We start from the raw sequence: 16,748 nt of genomic DNA, 5'->3' as shown, positions 1-16,748 counted from the left end.
GACCTTACTTTCCGATTATTTCAGTTGCGCTCGTTGCAGAAAATGACAAGAAGGTGGTTGTCTGATTGATCCGCGAGACGCTGGTAAGCAATGCCCGAAAATACCCCCACTGAGACGCCGCGCTCAGGATGGTTCTTAATGCCGATGCAAGCGCTCGTCGCCCCTCTGCTGGCGATGCCGCGGGTTGCCAAACGCGCTCTGGCCTTGCTGCTGGATTCCAGCTTTTGTGTTCTGACGATCTGGCTGGCCTATTGTTTCCGCCTGAACGAATGGACGGTGCTGACAGGTGTGCAGTGGCTGCCGGTCTTCGTTTCACTGTGCATGGCCCTTCCCATCTTCATCGTCATGGGCATGTATCGGGCGATCTTCCGTTATGCCAATATGGCTGCTTTCATTACTGTTCTGAAGGCGATTGCGATCTACGGCGTCGCGTTCATGACGATATTTACAGCACTCAGCGTCCCCGGTGTTCCGAGAACCGTCGGCATCCTCCAGCCCTTCCTGCTGTTGATTGCGATCGGGCTGTCGAGGTTGAGTATCCGCTACTGGCTCGGGGATGCCTACCAGCGCATCCTTCACAAGAATATGCTCGCCAAGGTGCTGATCTATGGGGCAGGGACAGCCGGGCGGCAATTGGCCGGTGCCTTGATCAACAGTGCCGAACTCAATGTCGTCGGCTATCTGGATGATGATCCGCGTCTCAAGGGCGGCGTCATGGGTGGTTTACCGATCTACGACCCCTCGGATCTTCCGGTGCTTGCCGAATCTCTCGGCGTGCACAATGTGCTTCTTGCTCTTCCCTCCGCATCGCGGCAGCGTCGCAACGAAATCCTGGAGCACATCCGTAAAGCCAGGGTCAATGTTCGCACGTTGCCGGATCTCACTGCCCTGGCTCAGGGACGCATCGCCGTCTCCGACATCCGAGAGCTGGAGATCGAAGATCTGCTGGGAAGAGAAGCGGTCGCGCCGCGCCAGGAGCTACTCGACAAGTCGATGCGCAACAAGGTGGTGATGGTCACCGGTGCTGGCGGCTCGATCGGCGGCGAGTTATGTCGTCAGATTTTGCGCACCGGGCCTTCCAGCCTCATCCTCATCGATCAGAACGAGTTTGCGCTTTATAATATCCATGCCGAATTGCAGAAGCTGGCCGAACTGTACAAACACGAAAATATGCAGATCGTCCCGATCCTCTGTTCCGTCCGCGATCAGGATCGCATGGAACATGTCATGCAGAGCTGGCGACCTCAGACGCTCTATCATGCAGCCGCTTACAAGCATGTTCCCCTTGTCGAACACAATGCCGTGGAAGGCATCAAGAACAATGTGATGGGTACGCTGGTCGCGGCACGCGCGGCGAATAAATGCGGCGTCTCGAATTTCGTGCTGATCAGCACAGACAAAGCCGTGCGTCCGACAAATGTGATGGGCGCCAGCAAGAGGCTGGCGGAGATGGTTCTGCAGGCGCTTGCGGCGGAATCGGCGACCGACAGAATGCGAACGAATTTCTCCATGGTCCGTTTCGGAAACGTCCTCGGCTCCTCCGGATCCGTCGTGCCGCTTTTCCGGCAGCAGATCAAGGACGGCGGCCCGGTGACGCTGACACATCCTGATATAACTCGTTATTTCATGACCATTTCGGAGGCTTCTCAACTCGTCATACAGGCCGGCGCGATGGCCGAGGGCGGAGATGTCTTCCTGCTCGACATGGGAGAGCCCGTTCGCATCGCCGATCTCGCCCGCAAGATGGTCGAGCTTTCCGGGCTGGCCGTCCGTGACGAAGACAATCCCGAAGGCGATATCGAGCTGTCCGTTACCGGCCTTCGGCCCGGCGAGAAGCTCTTTGAAGAACTGTTGATCGGGGATAATCCAGAAACAACCGAACATCCTCGGATTATGAAGGCGCGCGAGGATTTCCTGTCCTGGCCCGAGTTGTCGAGAAGGCTCAACGCGCTCAACGCGGTGTTGGACCGGAACGATATGATCGCTGCACGTGCGACATTGGCGGAGCTTGTTTCCGGCTATTCGTCAACGGGTGAGGTCTCGGATCTGGCTTTCACCGGCGCCGAGCCAATACGGCTGCCTCAGACAATTCAAAGCACGCTGTAGCGTCTGCAGGCTCAAGGGGTGCCGGACGTCAGCTCCGAACGACGGCTGCAAAGCCCGTGCTGCCGCGATCCGCACAAATAAGGGCAACCATGTAGGCGAAGATCGGATCCAAAGCTTTCTGATTGAACATGATGCCAAAGCTGCCTGTTATGACGTAGCTGCTGACAAGTAGAAGAGCGAGCGCAATCGCTAAATCCCGGCCCGGTCCCGCTTCTTTTCTCCACGCGCCGATCACGGGCGTCAGCAGCATCAGCGAAAGCGCTGCAATGCCGAAAACGCCGGCGTCGATTCCCGCGGTCAGAAAGCCGTTATGGACATGCGAGTAAGGCAGTTGCGGCCTTATATTATCGGGAAGCTCTGCCAAAACCGAAGCCATCCGGTTTTGCGGGCCATAACCCGTCAACGGGTCCTTACTAATTGCCGATAGTGCGCCTTTGTACAAGGCGAACCGGGCACTCAGCGACGTGATCTCGCCGTCGGTGCGTTCGAGCGATGTCAGATTTTCCTGAAGCGCCTGGATGCGATGGAGGATCTGGCCGCTGCCCAGGGTGATAAGTCCCGCCAACAGCAAGGAGCTGGTAATAGCCAGGCTGCGCAAACTCAGATGGAAGCTGTGTTTGCGAAAATACCAGAGAAAGATGACGATATGGACGGGAATGACCAGCCAGGCCGAGCGCGTTCCGGAAAGCAGAACGCAGCCTAGACCCGCGGCATATCCCAATATCGCAATTCTTTGCTCCACGCTTCTGGGAGATTGAATGTTGAGAAGCGCAATGCCGCCGAACAGAATGCCTATCACGCCGAGGAGTGCAGCGTTCGACGTTCCAGCCTCTGCCCTGTCCATCAGAAACATGATCTGCAGAAGGCTGAACAGAAAGGTGACGATCATGCCGATGCCTGCGCCGAGGATAAAGAGCGGCACGAGACGACCATCGGGAGATTGCCGCATCCGCGGCAATATCAGCCAGATGGAAAAGAAAGGCAGGAGCCGGAATATCCAGTCCGGTACTTCGGAGTAGGGCGGATTGATGAAGATGCTGGCGATCATCACCAGCGGGTAGATCGACATGCCAATGGCAACCAGCCGGTCGGATTTCGAGAGGTTCAAGACGAGGCGGCCCGTCGCCAGACAGTAGATGCCCCACACCATCGACGCGAGGAGGATGAAGGAGTTAAAGTTCGGCGAAAGCCCCGGAAGGATTGCAAAGAGAAAGACGGCAATGCGGTTGTTTCGGTCGAGTGCGCTTCCGGCCTCGTCCCCCGGATAAAGCACTGCCATCTTGAGTTGTCTGAAATAATTCACGTTGCCGGTCCTGACCGTGTCGATGCTGCCTCGCTAAGGATCGTGATCACAGCTGTCAAGCTGTGATCACGGTGCAATCTATGGCTTCATTCGACGTGGTATTCCGGCAACAGGCGTCTGGCCAGACTTGGTTCTGTTCGATGATGGGGGGCAAATAGGTACGACGGTAAGGCCGGCTTCAACAGATAACACGTCTGAGGTGCGGGCGTGATGTGAAGGTTTGATAGCCAGCAGCCGACGAGCGCACCGAAAGAAAGAAGGCGGCATCATCGGGATCGGCGAAGACCGATGCATGCGCCTCGTTGAAATGACGCGGCTGCCGCTATCGCCAATATGGCCGTGTCGAACCTTCCGCCGAGGATCGACCAAGGAGATAGCCAAGCCCGAATGCGACAATGCCGGTGGTGAGCAGCAATGCGCTTGCGGTATGCGGGTGCTCTCTGGCACCGAGGGCGACGGCATAAGCCTCACGTTTTATCTCTTTGGCCGCCGACTTCGCGACCTTGGTCAGTCCCTCCGGCTGCTCGCCGGGTGTGCCGGTGAAGCCGGCGTGCAAGTTCTGTTTGTCGACCATGTCGGGGACCTTTCTGAAATTGGCGCGCGGTCTGAAATTGGCGCGAGGCGGAAAGTTCAATCCTGCTCGCGTGTGCCGGGGGAGGCTTCGCGTTGATCGGCGTCCTCGAGATCGGTCTTGACGAGGAATGCATCCGTATGTTCGCGCGAGGCCTCTCGCAATGCTGCGAGGTTTGGAGGATTGTCGGCTTCGCCCTGCTGCGCATCGAGTTCATGTTCGGCCAGGGTCCAGTGATGCCCGTGCTTGCCTTCCGGCTTCCCTTCCTTCTCCCACAGGGAATAGGCCCTTCTTTGGATCTCCTCCTCGCGGCTGGCTGCCGGCGATCCGCCGCTCAGCCTGTCGATTTCCTTTGCGGCTCGCCGAACCATCTTCCGTCTGCCTGCGTCCGCGGCGGGTGGAGCTTCCGGCCGGCCGCCATCGGTCGTATTTTCGCTAGTCTTGCGTCGTGCTGGTTTTTTCATGAGGATCTCCTTGCGAATCTCAACCAACTCGGCCGACCTAAGTTCCAAACAAAGAGTGCCTCGGCGCAAAGATCGGTCTTCCGATTCCGCGAGGCCTATGCGGTTCATCAACGCTTTTACACCGCAATGCCCGTCCCATGCTTTCGGCCTGTCGAACCTGAGGGTCAGGGTCGGCATGCTTATTCGCGAAGCGCTGAATCTCCAGATGCGATGTCATAACGTCACTCGGCTGCGGCATGTCTTGGCAGGGCGATAAAATTGATATACTAGTATGCCAGAAACCTTTAACGTCCGGGAATGTCATGCACCAGGCATCAGAAGCTGAAGTCTTGGTCGTCCCGACGTCGCGGGAGGCCGGGGGCAGGCTGCGCCGTATCACCACGGCTGGCGCCATCTACGATCGCCTCTATGCCGACATCGTGTCGCTGCGGATGCCGCCCGGCATGCTGCTGCAGGAAAAGCGGATCGCCGATGATTTCGGCGTCAGTCGCACGCCGGTGCGCGAGGCGCTGCTCCGGCTTTCCGAAGGCGGACTGGTCGATATCTACCCGCAGTCGGGCACCGTCGTGTCGCGGGTGCCGGTCTCGGCAATCCCTGAGGCGGTCGTCGTGCGCAAGGCGCTTGAAGGCGCGACCGTCGAGGCTGCGGCTTTGACCGCGACGGCCACCGATATCACCCGTCTCGACGCCATCATTGCCCGCCAACAGGCCCATGCCGCGACCGGCAATGCCTCGAGCTTCCATGAGGAGGATGAGGCGTTCCATGAGGCGATCACGCAGATATCGGGTTATCCCGGCATCTGGGCAATCCTGAAAACGGTCAAGGTGCAGATCGACCGGGCGCGGCGCCTGACTTTGCCGGTGCTTGGGCGCACGGATAATGTCGTGCAGGAACACATGATCATCCGCGATGCGCTCGCCGCCCATGATGCGGCGGCTGCACGCAGCGCCATGACCCATCATCTGAGTGCCGTCATTCCCGATGTCGACGAATTGCGCGCGCGTTACCCCGATTATTTCTGCTGACGGCAGGCCAACACGAAACGAAAAGCGAGAGGGAAGGAAGAAGGATGCGACAGGGTTGGAGATGGTTCGGACCGGAAGCGCCGGTGACGCTGGATGATGTCCGCCAGACGGGCGCGACGAATATCGTCTCTTCGCTGCATCAGGTGCCGATCGGCAGGGCCTGGACGGAGAAGGAAGTGCGCGAACGCCAGGCTCTGATCGAGACGACGCCCGGCGACCGCTCGCCGCTTGTCTGGTCGGTCGTCGAGAGCATCCCGATTCCCGATGCCGTCAAGCGCAAGGGCGGGGAGGCGAAGGCCGAAATCGAGGCGTGGATCGCCAGCCTCGAAGCGGTCGCCGCCTGCGGTATTCCGATCGTCTGCTATAATTTCATGCCGGTGGTGGACTGGACCCGCACCGAACTCGATTTCGTGACGCCGACCGGCGCCACCGCCATGCGCTTCGATCACGAGCGTTTTGCAGCCTTCGATCTCTTCATCCTGGAACGGCCGGATGCGGCGCAGCACTATTCTAGCGAAGACCGCGAACGGGCGCGTATCGTATTCGAAGCGATGACAGACGACGAGATCGCCGATATCACCCGCATCATCACCTCGGCTCTGCCGGGGTCGACCACCGAACCTCTGACCATTCCGGCTTTCCGCGACAAACTCGTCGCCTATAGTGGCATCGATGCCGCAAGACTGCGCCGGCACCTGATTGAATTCCTGGAGGCGGTGACGCCGGCTGCCGAAGCCCGGGGTGTCAAGCTGACGCTGCATCCCGATGATCCGCCGCGTTCGCTGTTCGGCCTGCCGCGAATCGCCTCGACGGCGGACGACTATGCCGTTCTCTTCGATGCGGTGCCATCGGCGGCGAACGGCATGTGTTATTGCACCGGCAGCCTCGGCGTGCGCGCCGAAAACGACCTGCCGGCGATCGCCCGACGCTTTGCCTCGCGCATCCACTTCGCCCATCTGCGTGCCACGACGCGCGAGGGTGACGGCCGGACATTCCATGAAAGCGCGCATCTGGAAGGCGACGTCGATATGGTCGCCGTTCTCAGCGAACTGGTCGCGGAAGACCGCCGCCGCAGTCCCGAAGACACCATCGTGTTCCGATCGGACCATGGCCATCGCATGCTCGACGACCTCGACAAGGTCGTCACACCAGGCTACCCGGCCATCGGCCGCATGCGCGGCCTCGCCGAACTGCGCGGCATCCTGCATGCGCTGGGCGCTCCGCCAAACTGAGGGTGGACGCAAAAAACTGCCGCGCATTTTTGCTGGAATTGCTCCAGCGAAAATCATCGCGCTCTGAAGCCCGAGCGATGCTTCAGAGCGCGCAACCCTTCAAGAACAGATCGGTGCACATCTTCGCCCGCGCCGCAATCGTTTCGATCTTCGGCGGCGGCTCCTGGCGCAGCATCGCGGCACGCTGCGGCTCCATGATCATCATCCCGCGCAGCATGCCGCAGGCCGCATGCGGATCATCAAGGGCAATCAGTCCACGATCGATCTGGTTGTGCAGCCAGTTCTCCATCAGTGTATTGGTCCTGACGACTGCCTTTTCGTAGAAGGCGTTGGCGATCTCGGGGAATCGATCAGACTCGCTGATGACGAGCCGGGTCATGGTGATCGTATCGACCGAAAGCGTCAGCATGCCATAGGCCATCAGCATGCGTTCCAACCCTTGCCTGAGATCGGCCACGGCGAGTGTGCCGGGGTCAAGCGCCAACAAAAAACGCTCCGTGCGCTCCGTGATCATCTCTGAAAAGAGATCTCCTTTCGTCGGAAACAGGCGGTAGAGCGTCTTGGTCGAAATGCCGGCCTCCTGTGCGATCGCAGCGATGCTAGCCGCGGCATAGCCATTCTCGTGGAATTGCCTGTTTGCCGCCTCGATGATCACGCTTCTCGTATCCTCGTCGCAGCGGACTTGCGGGCGTCCTCGCGGCTTCTTCTCGATTTCGTGATTTTGGACCATGGCAATTTTCCAAATTCTTATTGACATCTATTTTCTAATGCATATTTTGGAAAATATCAAGTTTCCTAAAGTGCATTTCATTCGAATTCAGAGGCCGCAGCCCAAGTGACGGCGACCGTCATTAGGAGAAAGACAATGACCATCAAGACGCTGCATGCCTTGAACAACAATACTGCCGTCGAAAACACTGCCGAAGCCGTACCGGCAAGCCTGGACGCCGGCCAGCCGCCGCGCGTCGCGGAAGCTGCCGCCACCGTTGCCGAGAAAAAGCCCACGCGCAGGCGCGACGGCCGCTCCCTGCTTCTCGGCGCCACCGCGCTGGTGCTGATCGCCGCCGGCGCCTATTACGGTCATGATTACTGGACGGTCGGCCGCTTCCATATCTCGACAGACGATGCCTATGTGAAGGCCGACAACAGCACCATCGCCCCCAAGGTTTCCGGCTATCTCGCCGAGGTGCTGGTCATGGACAACGAGACGGTGAAGGTCGGGCAGCCGCTCGCCCGCATCGACGATCGCGACTTCAAGGCGGCCCTCGATCAGGCCAAGGCCGATGTCGCTGCCGCGGAAGCCACCGTCAACGCCAAGCAGGCTTCACTCGATATTCAGCAGTCGACGATTGCTGCGGCCCGCGCGACCGTCGACGTCGACCGCGCCAACGAGACCTTTGCCGAGCAGAATAACAAGCGTTATTCGAACCTTGCCACCAGCGGTTATGCCCCGGTCCAAACCGCGCAGCAGGCCGCCTCGCAGATCGCAGCCGCCCAGGCCTCGATCGTCCGCGACACCGCCTCGCTCGACGCCGCCGTCAAGCAGGTCGATCTGCTGAACGCCGAGCTGGCCCAAGCGAGGGCGGCCCTTGCGCGCAGCCAGGCCGTTCAGCACCAGGCTGAACTCAACCTTTCCTATGCGACGATCACTGCGCCCGTCGACGGCACCGTCGGCAACCGGACGCTGCGCGTCGGCCAATATGTCCAGGCCGGCACCCAGCTGATGTCGGTCGTGCCGACGACGGCTGCCTATGTCATCGCCAACTACAAGGAAACCCAGCTCACCGACGTCAAGGCCGGCCAGCCTGTTGATATCGAGGTCGATATGTTCCCGGGCCGCACCTATCACGGCCATGTCGACAGCCTCGCGCCCGCAAGCGGCCAGGAATTCGCGCTGCTGCCGCCTGACAACGCCACCGGCAACTTCACCAAGGTCGTCCAGCGCATTCCTGTGAAGATCGTGCTCGACGGTGACGCCGCCGCCAACGGCGACCTGCGCCCCGGCATGTCCGTGCAGCCGAGCATCGATACCAAGAACGACCGCAGCTAGGGCCGGGGGGACGAGGAGTTCGTGTCATGTCCACCATCGCAGCAACAGCCATCGCCGTTCCGCAGCCGAAAGCCGGCGCCAGCACCAGAGACTGGATCGCCGTTCTCGCCGGCATGATCGGCGCCTTCATGGCGATCCTCAACATCCAGATCACCAATGCCTCGCTTCTCGACATCGAGGGTGGCATCGGAACAGGCGTCGACAACGGCGCCTGGATCTCCACCTCCTATCTGATTGGCGAGATCGTCGTCATCCCGTTGACGGCCTATTTCAGCAACGTCTTCTCGTTTCGCCGCTATATCCTCGTCAATTCCGTCCTCTTTCCGCTGTTTTCGATCGCCTGCGCCTTCGCGCATGATCTCGGCACGATGATCGTGCTGCGCGGCCTGCAGGGCTTTGCCGGCGGCGTGCTGATCCCCATGGCTTTCACCATGGTGCTGACCAAGCTGCCGAAGTCGCAGCAGCCGCTCGGCCTGGCGATTTTCGCGCTCTCGGTGACCTTCGCACCGGCGATCGGCCCGACCATCGGCGGCTACCTCACCGAAAATTACGGCTGGCAGACGATCTTCTTCATCAATGCCATTCCGAGCGCCATCATGGCGGTCGCCCTTGCCCTGACGCTCGACAAGCAGCCGATGCAGCTCGGCCTGCTGAGGGAAGGCGACTGGGCGGGGATCTTCACCATGGCCATTGGTCTGTCGGCGCTGCAGACGGTGCTCGAGGAAGGCAATAAGGAGGACTGGTTCTCCTCGCCCTTCATCGTCAAGCTCAGTATCCTTGCCTTTGCCTTCCTCGTCGCCTTCATTTGGATCGAGCTCACGGTGAAGAAGCCGCTGGTCAAGCTCAGCCTGCTGAGGCAGCGCAATTTCGGCATCGGCGTTGCCGTCAACGTGCTGGTCGGCGTCGCCCTCTTCGGCACCGTCTACATCCTGCCGCAATATCTCGGCCAGGTGCAGCGCTACAATGCCGAGCAGATCGGCAACGTGCTGGCCTGGACCGGCCTGCCACAGCTGCTTTTGATCCCGCTTGTCCCGATGATGATGAAGCGCTTCGATGCGCGGTATATCGGCTTCCTCGGCATCTCGATCTTTGCGATCAGCTGCTTCATGAACATCACCTTGTCAGCCGATACCGCCGGTGACCAGTTCTGGATTCCGAACATCATCCGCGCCATCGGCCAGGCCCTGGTGCTGACGCCGATCACCGCCATCACCACCGCCGGCATCGCGCCTTCAGATGCGGCCGCTGCCTCGGGCCTGACCAACATGCTGCGCAATCTCGGCGGCGCCGTCGGCACGGCGATGCTCGGCACGGTGCTGACCAAACGCGAGCAGTTCCACTCGAACATCATCGGCCAGTCGGTGACGCTCGGCCGCGACGAAGTCCGCACCCGTCTCGACCAATTGACAGCCTACTTCGTGCAGCATGGTGTCTCCGACCATGCCGTCGCAGCCCAGAAGGCCGTCGTGGCGCTTGGCCAGGTCGTCAAACGCCAGGCCCTGATCCTCGGTTTTGCCGATACCTTCGCCGTCATCGGCGTGGTTCTTGCCGTTGCAGCCGTCGCCCTGCTGCTCACCCAAAAACCGCGGGCCGGCGGTGGCGCCGGCGCTCACTGAAATATCGGCGCTCGCCTGGCTTCCTGGCGAGCGCTTTTCTGTCTGTCCCTATTCCGGAATTTTGACCGTGAAGGCGAAGCTCGCCATCGCGCCCGGCGCCAGGATCGTGGTCGACGGCCTCTTCGACAGCTCGCTCGAACCTCCGGCTTCCGCAGCCATTCCATGCCAGGGCTCGACGCAGAGGAAGGGCGCGCCCGGCTTGGTCCATAGCGCAAGGTTGGGCAGGTTTTCGAAATGGAATTGCATGGTCGGCCCGCCTTCGGCGCCGTAACTCAAACCTTCGCCCGCACCATCAGGGAAAATCATTGCATCTTGTTCGAACATCGAATGATCCAGCACCAGCCGGCCGGCAGCGAATGGCGAGGGCAGGGCCGCTGGATTGATGAGGCCGCCTTCCAGCCGCACAAGCGCCGGCTCGCCTTTATTGTCGAGGATGACGATATGGTCGCGCCCGGCAGCATCGGGCAGCGGCCAGGCGAAGGCCGAATGGAATCCGAGGCCGAACGGCATCGCCTTCTGGTCGCGATTGGTAACCTCGGCGGTGACAGTCAACGCGCGGCCTTCGACCGCATGCACCAAGGCCAGCTGAAAATCGAAAGGATAGACCGCTCGCGTCGCATCCGAGGCGGCCAGTTCGAACCGGCACATCGTCTCAGTGGAGGCCGCAAGCACGAATTCGCTGCGGCGGGCAAAGCCATGCTGGGCCATCGGATAGACCGTGCCGTCGATCGCTATCTTGTCATCCGGCGCCTTGCCGACAATCGGAAACAGGATCGGCGACCGCCCGGTCCAGAAGGCTGCATCGCCGGTCCATAACCAGGAGCGCCCGTCGCTTGACATGAGCGCCTGCATCTCGGCGCCGAGGGAGGAGACATCGACGGTGAGATCCTGATTCCCGATCCGGATGGAGATTGGCATCGCGTTTCCTTTCGCATTGGTTCGGCAGCCAGCCATACCGTTCCGAACCGGGGATTTCCACAGAATAGAGGGCGCGACGGCGGCCACACCAGCCATCGCCCTCGTTATTTCCGCATTGCGCCCAATCTCGCGATCACTTCGTTCGGGATGCCGTAGCGCTGAATGGCGTCGCGGTTGTTCCGCAACCCGCAGATCTCACGCTGGATGAAGAACGCCCAGACGGCATCGGACGCTTCGTTGAGAAGCTTCTCGCGGTCTTCGGCGCTTTGGCGGTCGGGAGTCCATGCCTTCAGAGCGGCAAGTGCCGCCTCCACCTTCAGCCCGTGACGTCCGAGAGAATCGGCTCGTTCCGACATCAGCTCGTATTCGAGGACGTTGAAGCCGTTTTTATCCTGCTCGGATTGTCTGAAGGACTGTGGCGGACGAACGCTCATTGGCACAGGTCTCCGTTGGCGTGAGCCGCGATATTATCCGATCCTGTTCCAAATTAAAGAAGGTGAGCATGATGTCGTTCGAAAACCGCTCGCGCCTTTCGGCATGATACTCTTGATCGAGAGGGTGGGAACAGGGCTATCCTGCGGTTTCCCCGCATGGCATAAGCGCGCCAAAATCTCCTTCTCCAGGCGCCTCGCACCATGATCCGTATCGAAAATATCAGTAAGCAGCTAAGCCACCGCATCCTCTTCATCGAGGCGTCCGCAGCGCTCAACAGAGGTGAGAAGATCGGTCTCGTCGGCCCGAACGGTGCCGGTAAGACGACGATCTTCCGGATGATCAATGGCGAAGAGCAGCCCGATGAAGGCCAGGTCTCCTGTGAGAAGGGCGTCACCATCGGTTACTTCAATCAGGACGTCGGCGAGATGGCCGGCCACAGCGCCGTCGCCGAGGTGATGAACGGCGCCGGGCCGGTCAGCATTGTTGCCGGCGAATTGCGCGATCTGGAGGCGGCCATGGCTGATCCCGAACAGGCCGACAACATGGAAGAGATCATCGAGCGCTACGGCGAGGTACAGGCGCGCTACGAGGAGCTGGACGGTTATGCGCTCGAGGGGCGCGCCCGCGAAGTGCTCGCGGGCCTCAGCTTCAGCCAGGAGATGATGGATGGCGATGTCGGCGCGCTGTCGGGCGGCTGGAAGATGCGCGTGGCACTTGCCCGCATCCTGCTCATGCGCCCCGATGTCATGCTGCTCGATGAGCCGAGCAACCATCTGGATCTGGAAAGCCTGATCTGGTTGGAGGAATTCCTGAAGGGTTATGAAGGCGCGCTGCTGATGACCTCGCACGACCGCGAGTTCATGAACCGCATCGTCACCAAGATCATCGAGATCGACGGCGGCACCTTGACGACCTATTCCGGCGACTATGAATTCTACGAGCAGCAGCGAGCGCAGAACGAGAAACAGCAGCAGGCCCAGTTCGAGCGCCAGCAGGCGATGCTCGCCAAGGAAATCAAGTTCATCGAGCGGTTCAAGGCGCGCGCCTCGCATGCCTCGCAGGTGCAGAGCCGCGTCAAGAAGCTGGAGAAGATCGACCGGGTGGAGCCGCCCAAGCGCCGCCAGTCGGTCGCCTTCGATTTCCAGCCCGCACCGCGCTCCGGCGAGGACGTGGTCAGCCTGAAGGGCGTCCACAAGAAATACGGCAGCCGCAGCATTTATGAGGGGCTGGATTTCATGGTGCGGCGCCGCGAACGCTGGTGCATCATGGGCATCAACGGCGCCGGCAAGTCGACGCTGCTGAAACTGGTGACGGGCACCGCCGAGCCTGACGAAGGCAGCGTCGCTCTCGGCGCCAGCGTCAAGATGGGCTATTTCGCCCAGCACGCCATGGATATTCTCGACGGCGAGCACACCGTCTTCCAATCGTTGGAACACCGTTTTCCCCAGGCAGGGCAGGGGCCTTTGCGTGCGCTGGCCGGATGTTTCGGCTTCTCCGGCGACGATATCGAGAAGCGGTGCCGGGTGCTGTCAGGCGGTGAGAAGGCGCGGCTGGTCATGGCAATGATGCTGTTCGACCCGCCGAACCTGCTCGTGCTCGACGAGCCGACGAACCATCTCGACCTCGACACCAAGGAAATGCTGATTAAGGCGCTCTCGCAATATGAGGGCACCATGCTGTTCGTTTCGCACGATCGGCATTTCCTGGCTGCACTCTCCAACCGGGTGCTGGAGCTGACGCCCGAGGGCATCCATCAATATGGCGGCGGCTATACCGAATATGTGGCGCGCACCGGCCAGGAGGCGCCCGGCCTGCGAAGCTGACGATTATCTTTGCGCGGCATGTCGAAACCGTCAGCGTCGAAGCGACCAGTGGAGAGCCGGCCAGCGATATCGGTTGGCCGGTCGAAGCAACGGAGGAGAAAATGCCCATGCTGTTGGATCGGATCGAGGTCGTCACCCTGTTCGTCGATGATATCGACGCGGCCAAAGCGTTCTACCAAAAGGTCTTTGCGCAAGAGGTCGTCTATCAGGACGCGGTATCGGCGGTCCTGAAATTTTCGGGAACGATGATCAACCTGCTCGATGCAGCGCAGGCGCCTCAGTTGGTCCAGCCTGTCGCAGTGTCAGCGACCGGTTCGGGCGCACGCGTGCTGCTGACGCTCAAGGTCGATGACGTCGATGCGGTTTGTGCAGAACTGCGCAAACTCGGGGTCATGCTGCTCAACGGTCCGATCGATCGTCCATGGGGCCGCCGCACCGCGGCCTTTGCCGATCCGTCGGGCCATGTCTGGGAGGTCGCGCAGGAATTGCGCTAGGCGGCTGTTGCTTGCCGTCATTGGCCGTAGGGACATGCCGCTTCTTCCACGCGAGGAACGGATTCGGCGGCTATTGCCACGATGATGACCAAATTCCGTGGTGTTCGGAGGCCTCTTCATGCAATCGGGGACGGGCGCATCGGCATGGACTGGATCAATCGTTATATCGATCAGCCGCTACTGCACGGCGCGGCGGGTTTGCTGCGGAGTTGGCATCTCCGCACGCGGCAACCGCCGGAGCTGCTGGAGCCGACGTGGAATCTCGTTGTGCTCTCCTTTCTCCTGATCACGAGCGGGCAGGTCATGGCCGGTCAGACTTTCACGCTCAGTGTTGCCGCACTGGTCATGCTGGCGCTGCCGTCCGCGCGAAAGCTGCTTTTGGCTGTGAAGGCAGGGCAAGGCGGTTACGGCGCTCGGGAATACAAGTCGCTGAGGGCGCGCGCCATCGCCAAACGTGAGGCTGAGTGGTCGGTGCGGATCATCGTCCTCTTCGCATCGGTTTGCCTTCCGTTCATCGCCCGCATCGACGATCCGGTGGGAGCCTGTTTCATGCTGGGAGCCAGCATCTGGTTCGTCCTGACCGGGCCGCTCAAGGCCTATCTCGACGCAGCCGAACCTCCCGAGCCGAATGAAGGCGACCGGATGTACAGCGGCGTTTTTCACGTCGGTTGAATGAAGCCGATGCGACGTTGCATGTCCCGGACGTGAGACGGACGGGAACCAAATAGGGCGGTCTCCGTTATCTCCGCAGCAACGTAAAAGGAGATTGCGATGCTTTACTACGCTCTGGTGTTTCTCGTCGTGGCCTTGATTGCCGGCGTCCTCGGATTTGGCGGCATCGCAGGGGCTTCAGCTTCCATTGCCCAGGTTCTGTTCTTCATTTTCCTGGTGCTGTTCGTCGTATCGCTCGTCATGCGACTGATGCGAAAAGTATAGTGCGGGCAGATTAAAGTATAAAAACCCGGCGAAACACATTGCCGGGTTTTTCTTTATTTCTACAGTCGGTTTGACGTCTCCATCACTGAAGGTTTCCGTCCCTGTCGTGGTCGGCTGTCGCGAAATCCGCCATCACACGCTGCATGAATTCGCTTCGGCTGATGCGGCCATTGTGGTTCGCGTCGGTCAAAGTGAATTGCTCGACCGTCAGGATCTGCACCGTCTCGTCGGACTGCAGGCTGCCGTCCTTGTTCTTGTCGAGACTTCCGAAAGCCGTGCCCATGAAGGTCTCGTATTCCGAACGGTCGACGGTCTTGCTGGTATTTGCGTCAAGCCGATCCATCTGGCCCTGATACATCGATCCGGGCTGTTGCGGTTGTTGCGCCACTGCTCCAGCGCATTGGCACAGTATGAATGTGGTCACCAAAGCCAAGGTCTTCATCGCTTGATATCCCTCCCCAATTAGCGGCAAGCCAGACGGTTGCCGACGTAACCGCCGCCGCCGATGCCGGCGCCGACAGCGAGCACCTGCCCGGTTCCGGCGCCGATCGTGCTGCCGATCAAGCCACCGACAATCGCGCCGCCGACGGTTCCCGCGATGCAGCCGAATTCGGAATTACGATCCGAGACGGCCTGCGACGTCGGGCCGGACTGGCAGGCGGAGACGGCAAGGCATCCCGCCAGTATGATGTTTGTCCTGCGTATACGCATCTTTCCCTCCCGATAAATTACCCGTTATCTCCAATAGAGATCGGCGGGCGTACGATTGTCCGGCCCCCGCGAAAATATCGCCTGATTATATTTCTCAAATTCAGACTTAGTTTCTGTTCGAACAGAAGCAGAATTCCGAAAAACAAGCGGAAATTCTGCGGCAATGCCAAGCAATCATGCCGTTTCCTCTCCAGTTGCAGTGCTGCATGAAGAGTATCTTCGAATAGTACAGCTATCTATACGGCATGGCAACCTGCGCGATCATCGATCGCCTATCCAAATAGGCGCCTGCGATGTGCATGATGCTCGTTGAGAGTTGACGGCGATCAGGATCGTGCCTTTCCAGCAACCATCCCTGACAACATCGTGAAATAACCGGATGACGCGAAAATGTGCCTTCGAAATGTCCCAATGGGAGCTGAACCGTAAGCGTGTTTGTCGCTTGCGCCCTCCCAGGCGCTTTAACATGCGATGCGTAAATGATGCCGGTTCGGGATCGTTTTGCGGTTCCGTCCGTTGTCTGTTGCCGAATCTGGTGGCGAGTAGCCGGGTATGCTCCCGTCACGATTTGAGAAGGAGAGACTTATGAACAAAATTCTTGCGACGGCGTTTGCCGCGGTATCGTTGACGTTTGTCGGCGCTGGGGCGGTCAGTGCCGCCGATCTCGGCACCAGGACATATGAAGAGCCGGACCTGCGCAATGGCGTGAAGATCGGTTACCTCACCTGCGATATCGGCGGCGGCACGGGTTACGTGCTCGGTTCCTCCAAAGAGGCCGACTGCATCTTCCAGTCGACCGTCGGCAACGAACTTTCGGATCGTTATACGGGTGAAATGAGAAAGCTCGGCATCGACCTTGGCTTCACCACGCGCAGCCGGCTGATCTGGGCCGTGTTCGCGCCGACGGCCGGCTATCACCGCGGATCGCTCGCCGGCCTCTATGTCGGCGCCACCGCCGAAGCGACGCTCGGCGCCGGTGTCGGCGCCAATCTCCTGGTTGGCGGCACCTCCGGTTCCATCCATCTGCAGACGGTCAGCCTGACCGGTCAGCTCGGCCTCAATGT

At 60.2% G+C, this 16,748-nt stretch carries 18 protein-coding genes; 10 read left to right on the top strand and 8 right to left on the bottom strand.

The genetic code is table 11. The features are described from left to right. Positions 1-90 precede the first annotated feature (90 nt). Positions 91-2,106 (top strand): nucleoside-diphosphate sugar epimerase/dehydratase, encoded by a 2,016-nt coding sequence (locus HX899_RS09205; RefSeq protein ID WP_129416949.1) that lies wholly within the window; start codon positions 91-93, stop codon positions 2,104-2,106. A gap of 28 nt (positions 2,107-2,134) precedes the next feature. On the opposite strand, the gene HX899_RS09200 is transcribed toward HX899_RS09205, so the two are convergent. The 3 genes from HX899_RS09200 to HX899_RS09190 all read right to left on the bottom strand — a co-directional run bounded on the left by HX899_RS09200 (position 2,135) and on the right by HX899_RS09190 (position 4,444). Next, positions 2,135-3,409 (bottom strand): O-antigen ligase family protein, encoded by a 1,275-nt coding sequence (locus tag HX899_RS09200; protein ID WP_181292289.1) that lies wholly within the window; start codon positions 3,407-3,409, stop codon positions 2,135-2,137. Positions 3,410-3,731: 322 nt separating this feature from the next. Beyond that, positions 3,732-3,983 (bottom strand): hypothetical protein, encoded by a 252-nt coding sequence (locus tag HX899_RS09195; protein ID WP_181292288.1) that lies wholly within the window; start codon positions 3,981-3,983, stop codon positions 3,732-3,734. 56 nt (positions 3,984-4,039) lie between these two features. Beyond that, positions 4,040-4,444 (bottom strand): DUF2934 domain-containing protein, encoded by a 405-nt coding sequence (locus tag HX899_RS09190; protein ID WP_181292360.1) that lies wholly within the window; start codon positions 4,442-4,444, stop codon positions 4,040-4,042. A 302-nt stretch (positions 4,445-4,746) separates the two neighbouring features. Here HX899_RS09190 and HX899_RS09185 point away from each other — a divergent pair, with 302 nt between their 5' ends. After that, a complete protein-coding gene (locus HX899_RS09185; protein WP_181292287.1) occupies positions 4,747-5,469 on the top strand; it encodes a GntR family transcriptional regulator in 723 nt (240 codons plus the stop codon). A gap of 44 nt (positions 5,470-5,513) precedes the next feature. Further along, a complete protein-coding gene (gene uxuA / locus HX899_RS09180; RefSeq protein WP_181292286.1) occupies positions 5,514-6,701 on the top strand; it encodes a mannonate dehydratase in 1,188 nt (395 codons plus the stop codon). 82 nt (positions 6,702-6,783) lie between these two features. Here the strand turns inward: uxuA and HX899_RS09175 are convergent, their stop codons facing one another. Then, entirely contained in the window at positions 6,784-7,431 is a 648-nt protein-coding gene (locus HX899_RS09175) for a TetR/AcrR family transcriptional regulator (protein ID WP_181292285.1), read from the bottom strand. Positions 7,432-7,566: 135 nt separating this feature from the next. On the opposite strand from HX899_RS09175, the gene HX899_RS09170 reads away from it, so the two are divergent. Together HX899_RS09170 and HX899_RS09165 are read left to right on the top strand one after the other, a co-directional pair. Next, on the top strand, positions 7,567-8,751 hold the full coding sequence (locus tag HX899_RS09170; protein ID WP_181292284.1) for an HlyD family secretion protein: 1,185 nt from the start codon (positions 7,567-7,569) through the stop codon (positions 8,749-8,751). A 26-nt stretch (positions 8,752-8,777) separates the two neighbouring features. Then, positions 8,778-10,367 (top strand): DHA2 family efflux MFS transporter permease subunit, encoded by a 1,590-nt coding sequence (locus HX899_RS09165; RefSeq protein WP_181292283.1) that lies wholly within the window; start codon positions 8,778-8,780, stop codon positions 10,365-10,367. A 48-nt stretch (positions 10,368-10,415) separates the two neighbouring features. Here HX899_RS09165 and HX899_RS09160 read toward each other — a convergent pair whose 3' ends face one another. After that, complete coding sequence (locus HX899_RS09160; protein WP_181292282.1) at positions 10,416-11,285, bottom strand: aldose 1-epimerase family protein; 870 nt, start codon at positions 11,283-11,285, stop codon at positions 10,416-10,418. A gap of 104 nt (positions 11,286-11,389) precedes the next feature. After that, on the bottom strand, positions 11,390-11,719 hold the full coding sequence (locus tag HX899_RS09155) for a DUF6665 family protein (RefSeq protein WP_138389998.1): 330 nt from the start codon (positions 11,717-11,719) through the stop codon (positions 11,390-11,392). Positions 11,720-11,920: 201 nt separating this feature from the next. On the opposite strand from HX899_RS09155, the gene abc-f reads away from it, so the two are divergent. From abc-f to HX899_RS09135, 4 genes are all read left to right on the top strand, one after another. Further along, positions 11,921-13,543: a ribosomal protection-like ABC-F family protein gene (gene abc-f / locus HX899_RS09150; protein ID WP_181292281.1), complete on the top strand. Its 1,623-nt coding sequence runs from the start codon at positions 11,921-11,923 to the stop codon at positions 13,541-13,543. A gap of 101 nt (positions 13,544-13,644) precedes the next feature. After that, on the top strand, positions 13,645-14,037 hold the full coding sequence (locus HX899_RS09145; RefSeq protein WP_181292280.1) for a VOC family protein: 393 nt from the start codon (positions 13,645-13,647) through the stop codon (positions 14,035-14,037). Between the two features lie 81 nt (positions 14,038-14,118). Then, positions 14,119-14,709 carry a hypothetical protein gene (locus HX899_RS09140; protein WP_138334288.1) on the top strand — a complete coding sequence of 197 codons (591 nt, stop codon included), beginning with the start codon at positions 14,119-14,121 and terminating at the stop codon, positions 14,707-14,709. Positions 14,710-14,808: 99 nt separating this feature from the next. Further along, positions 14,809-14,973, top strand: a complete 165-nt coding sequence (locus HX899_RS09135) for a DUF1328 domain-containing protein (protein ID WP_003549551.1) — start codon at positions 14,809-14,811, stop codon at positions 14,971-14,973. An 82-nt stretch (positions 14,974-15,055) separates the two neighbouring features. Here the strand turns inward: HX899_RS09135 and HX899_RS09130 are convergent, their stop codons facing one another. Then, positions 15,056-15,415: an EF-hand domain-containing protein gene (locus HX899_RS09130; protein ID WP_181292279.1), complete on the bottom strand. Its 360-nt coding sequence runs from the start codon at positions 15,413-15,415 to the stop codon at positions 15,056-15,058. Between the two features lie 20 nt (positions 15,416-15,435). Further along, positions 15,436-15,684, bottom strand: a complete 249-nt coding sequence (locus HX899_RS09125) for a membrane protein (protein ID WP_003552191.1) — start codon at positions 15,682-15,684, stop codon at positions 15,436-15,438. Positions 15,685-16,269: 585 nt separating this feature from the next. Between HX899_RS09125 and HX899_RS09120 the strand changes: the two genes are divergently transcribed. Beyond that, positions 16,270-16,748, top strand: a 479-nt coding sequence (locus tag HX899_RS09120) for a DUF992 domain-containing protein (RefSeq protein ID WP_181292359.1), incomplete at its 3' end; no start/stop codon positions are given.

It is taken from the genome of Rhizobium sp. WYCCWR 11146 (assembly GCF_013591995.1).
Lineage (GTDB): Bacteria > Pseudomonadota > Alphaproteobacteria > Rhizobiales > Rhizobiaceae > Rhizobium > Rhizobium indicum.
Note: the sequence above shows the minus strand (reverse complement) of the source record. Positions and strands in the feature narration are given on the sequence as shown.

What these genes read in the sequence shown, in the direction of transcription:
- HX899_RS09205 (WP_129416949.1), top strand. Translation starts at nt 91, where the DNA reads ATGCCCGAAAATACCCCCACTGAGACGCCGCGCTCAGGATGGTTCTTA.
- HX899_RS09195 (WP_181292288.1), bottom strand. Translation starts at nt 3,983, where the DNA reads ATGGTCGACAAACAGAACTTGCACGCCGGCTTCACCGGCACACCCGGC.
- HX899_RS09190 (WP_181292360.1), bottom strand. Translation starts at nt 4,444, where the DNA reads ATGAAAAAACCAGCACGACGCAAGACTAGCGAAAATACGACCGATGGC.
- HX899_RS09185 (WP_181292287.1), top strand. Translation starts at nt 4,747, where the DNA reads ATGCACCAGGCATCAGAAGCTGAAGTCTTGGTCGTCCCGACGTCGCGG.
- uxuA (WP_181292286.1), top strand. Translation starts at nt 5,514, where the DNA reads ATGCGACAGGGTTGGAGATGGTTCGGACCGGAAGCGCCGGTGACGCTG.
- HX899_RS09175 (WP_181292285.1), bottom strand. Translation starts at nt 7,431, where the DNA reads ATGGTCCAAAATCACGAAATCGAGAAGAAGCCGCGAGGACGCCCGCAA.
- HX899_RS09170 (WP_181292284.1), top strand. Translation starts at nt 7,567, where the DNA reads ATGACCATCAAGACGCTGCATGCCTTGAACAACAATACTGCCGTCGAA.
- HX899_RS09165 (WP_181292283.1), top strand. Translation starts at nt 8,778, where the DNA reads ATGTCCACCATCGCAGCAACAGCCATCGCCGTTCCGCAGCCGAAAGCC.
- HX899_RS09160 (WP_181292282.1), bottom strand. Translation starts at nt 11,285, where the DNA reads ATGCCAATCTCCATCCGGATCGGGAATCAGGATCTCACCGTCGATGTC.
- HX899_RS09155 (WP_138389998.1), bottom strand. Translation starts at nt 11,719, where the DNA reads ATGAGCGTTCGTCCGCCACAGTCCTTCAGACAATCCGAGCAGGATAAA.
- abc-f (WP_181292281.1), top strand. Translation starts at nt 11,921, where the DNA reads ATGATCCGTATCGAAAATATCAGTAAGCAGCTAAGCCACCGCATCCTC.
- HX899_RS09145 (WP_181292280.1), top strand. Translation starts at nt 13,645, where the DNA reads ATGCCCATGCTGTTGGATCGGATCGAGGTCGTCACCCTGTTCGTCGAT.
- HX899_RS09140 (WP_138334288.1), top strand. Translation starts at nt 14,119, where the DNA reads ATGATGACCAAATTCCGTGGTGTTCGGAGGCCTCTTCATGCAATCGGG.
- HX899_RS09135 (WP_003549551.1), top strand. Translation starts at nt 14,809, where the DNA reads ATGCTTTACTACGCTCTGGTGTTTCTCGTCGTGGCCTTGATTGCCGGC.
- HX899_RS09130 (WP_181292279.1), bottom strand. Translation starts at nt 15,415, where the DNA reads ATGAAGACCTTGGCTTTGGTGACCACATTCATACTGTGCCAATGCGCT.
- HX899_RS09125 (WP_003552191.1), bottom strand. Translation starts at nt 15,684, where the DNA reads ATGCGTATACGCAGGACAAACATCATACTGGCGGGATGCCTTGCCGTC.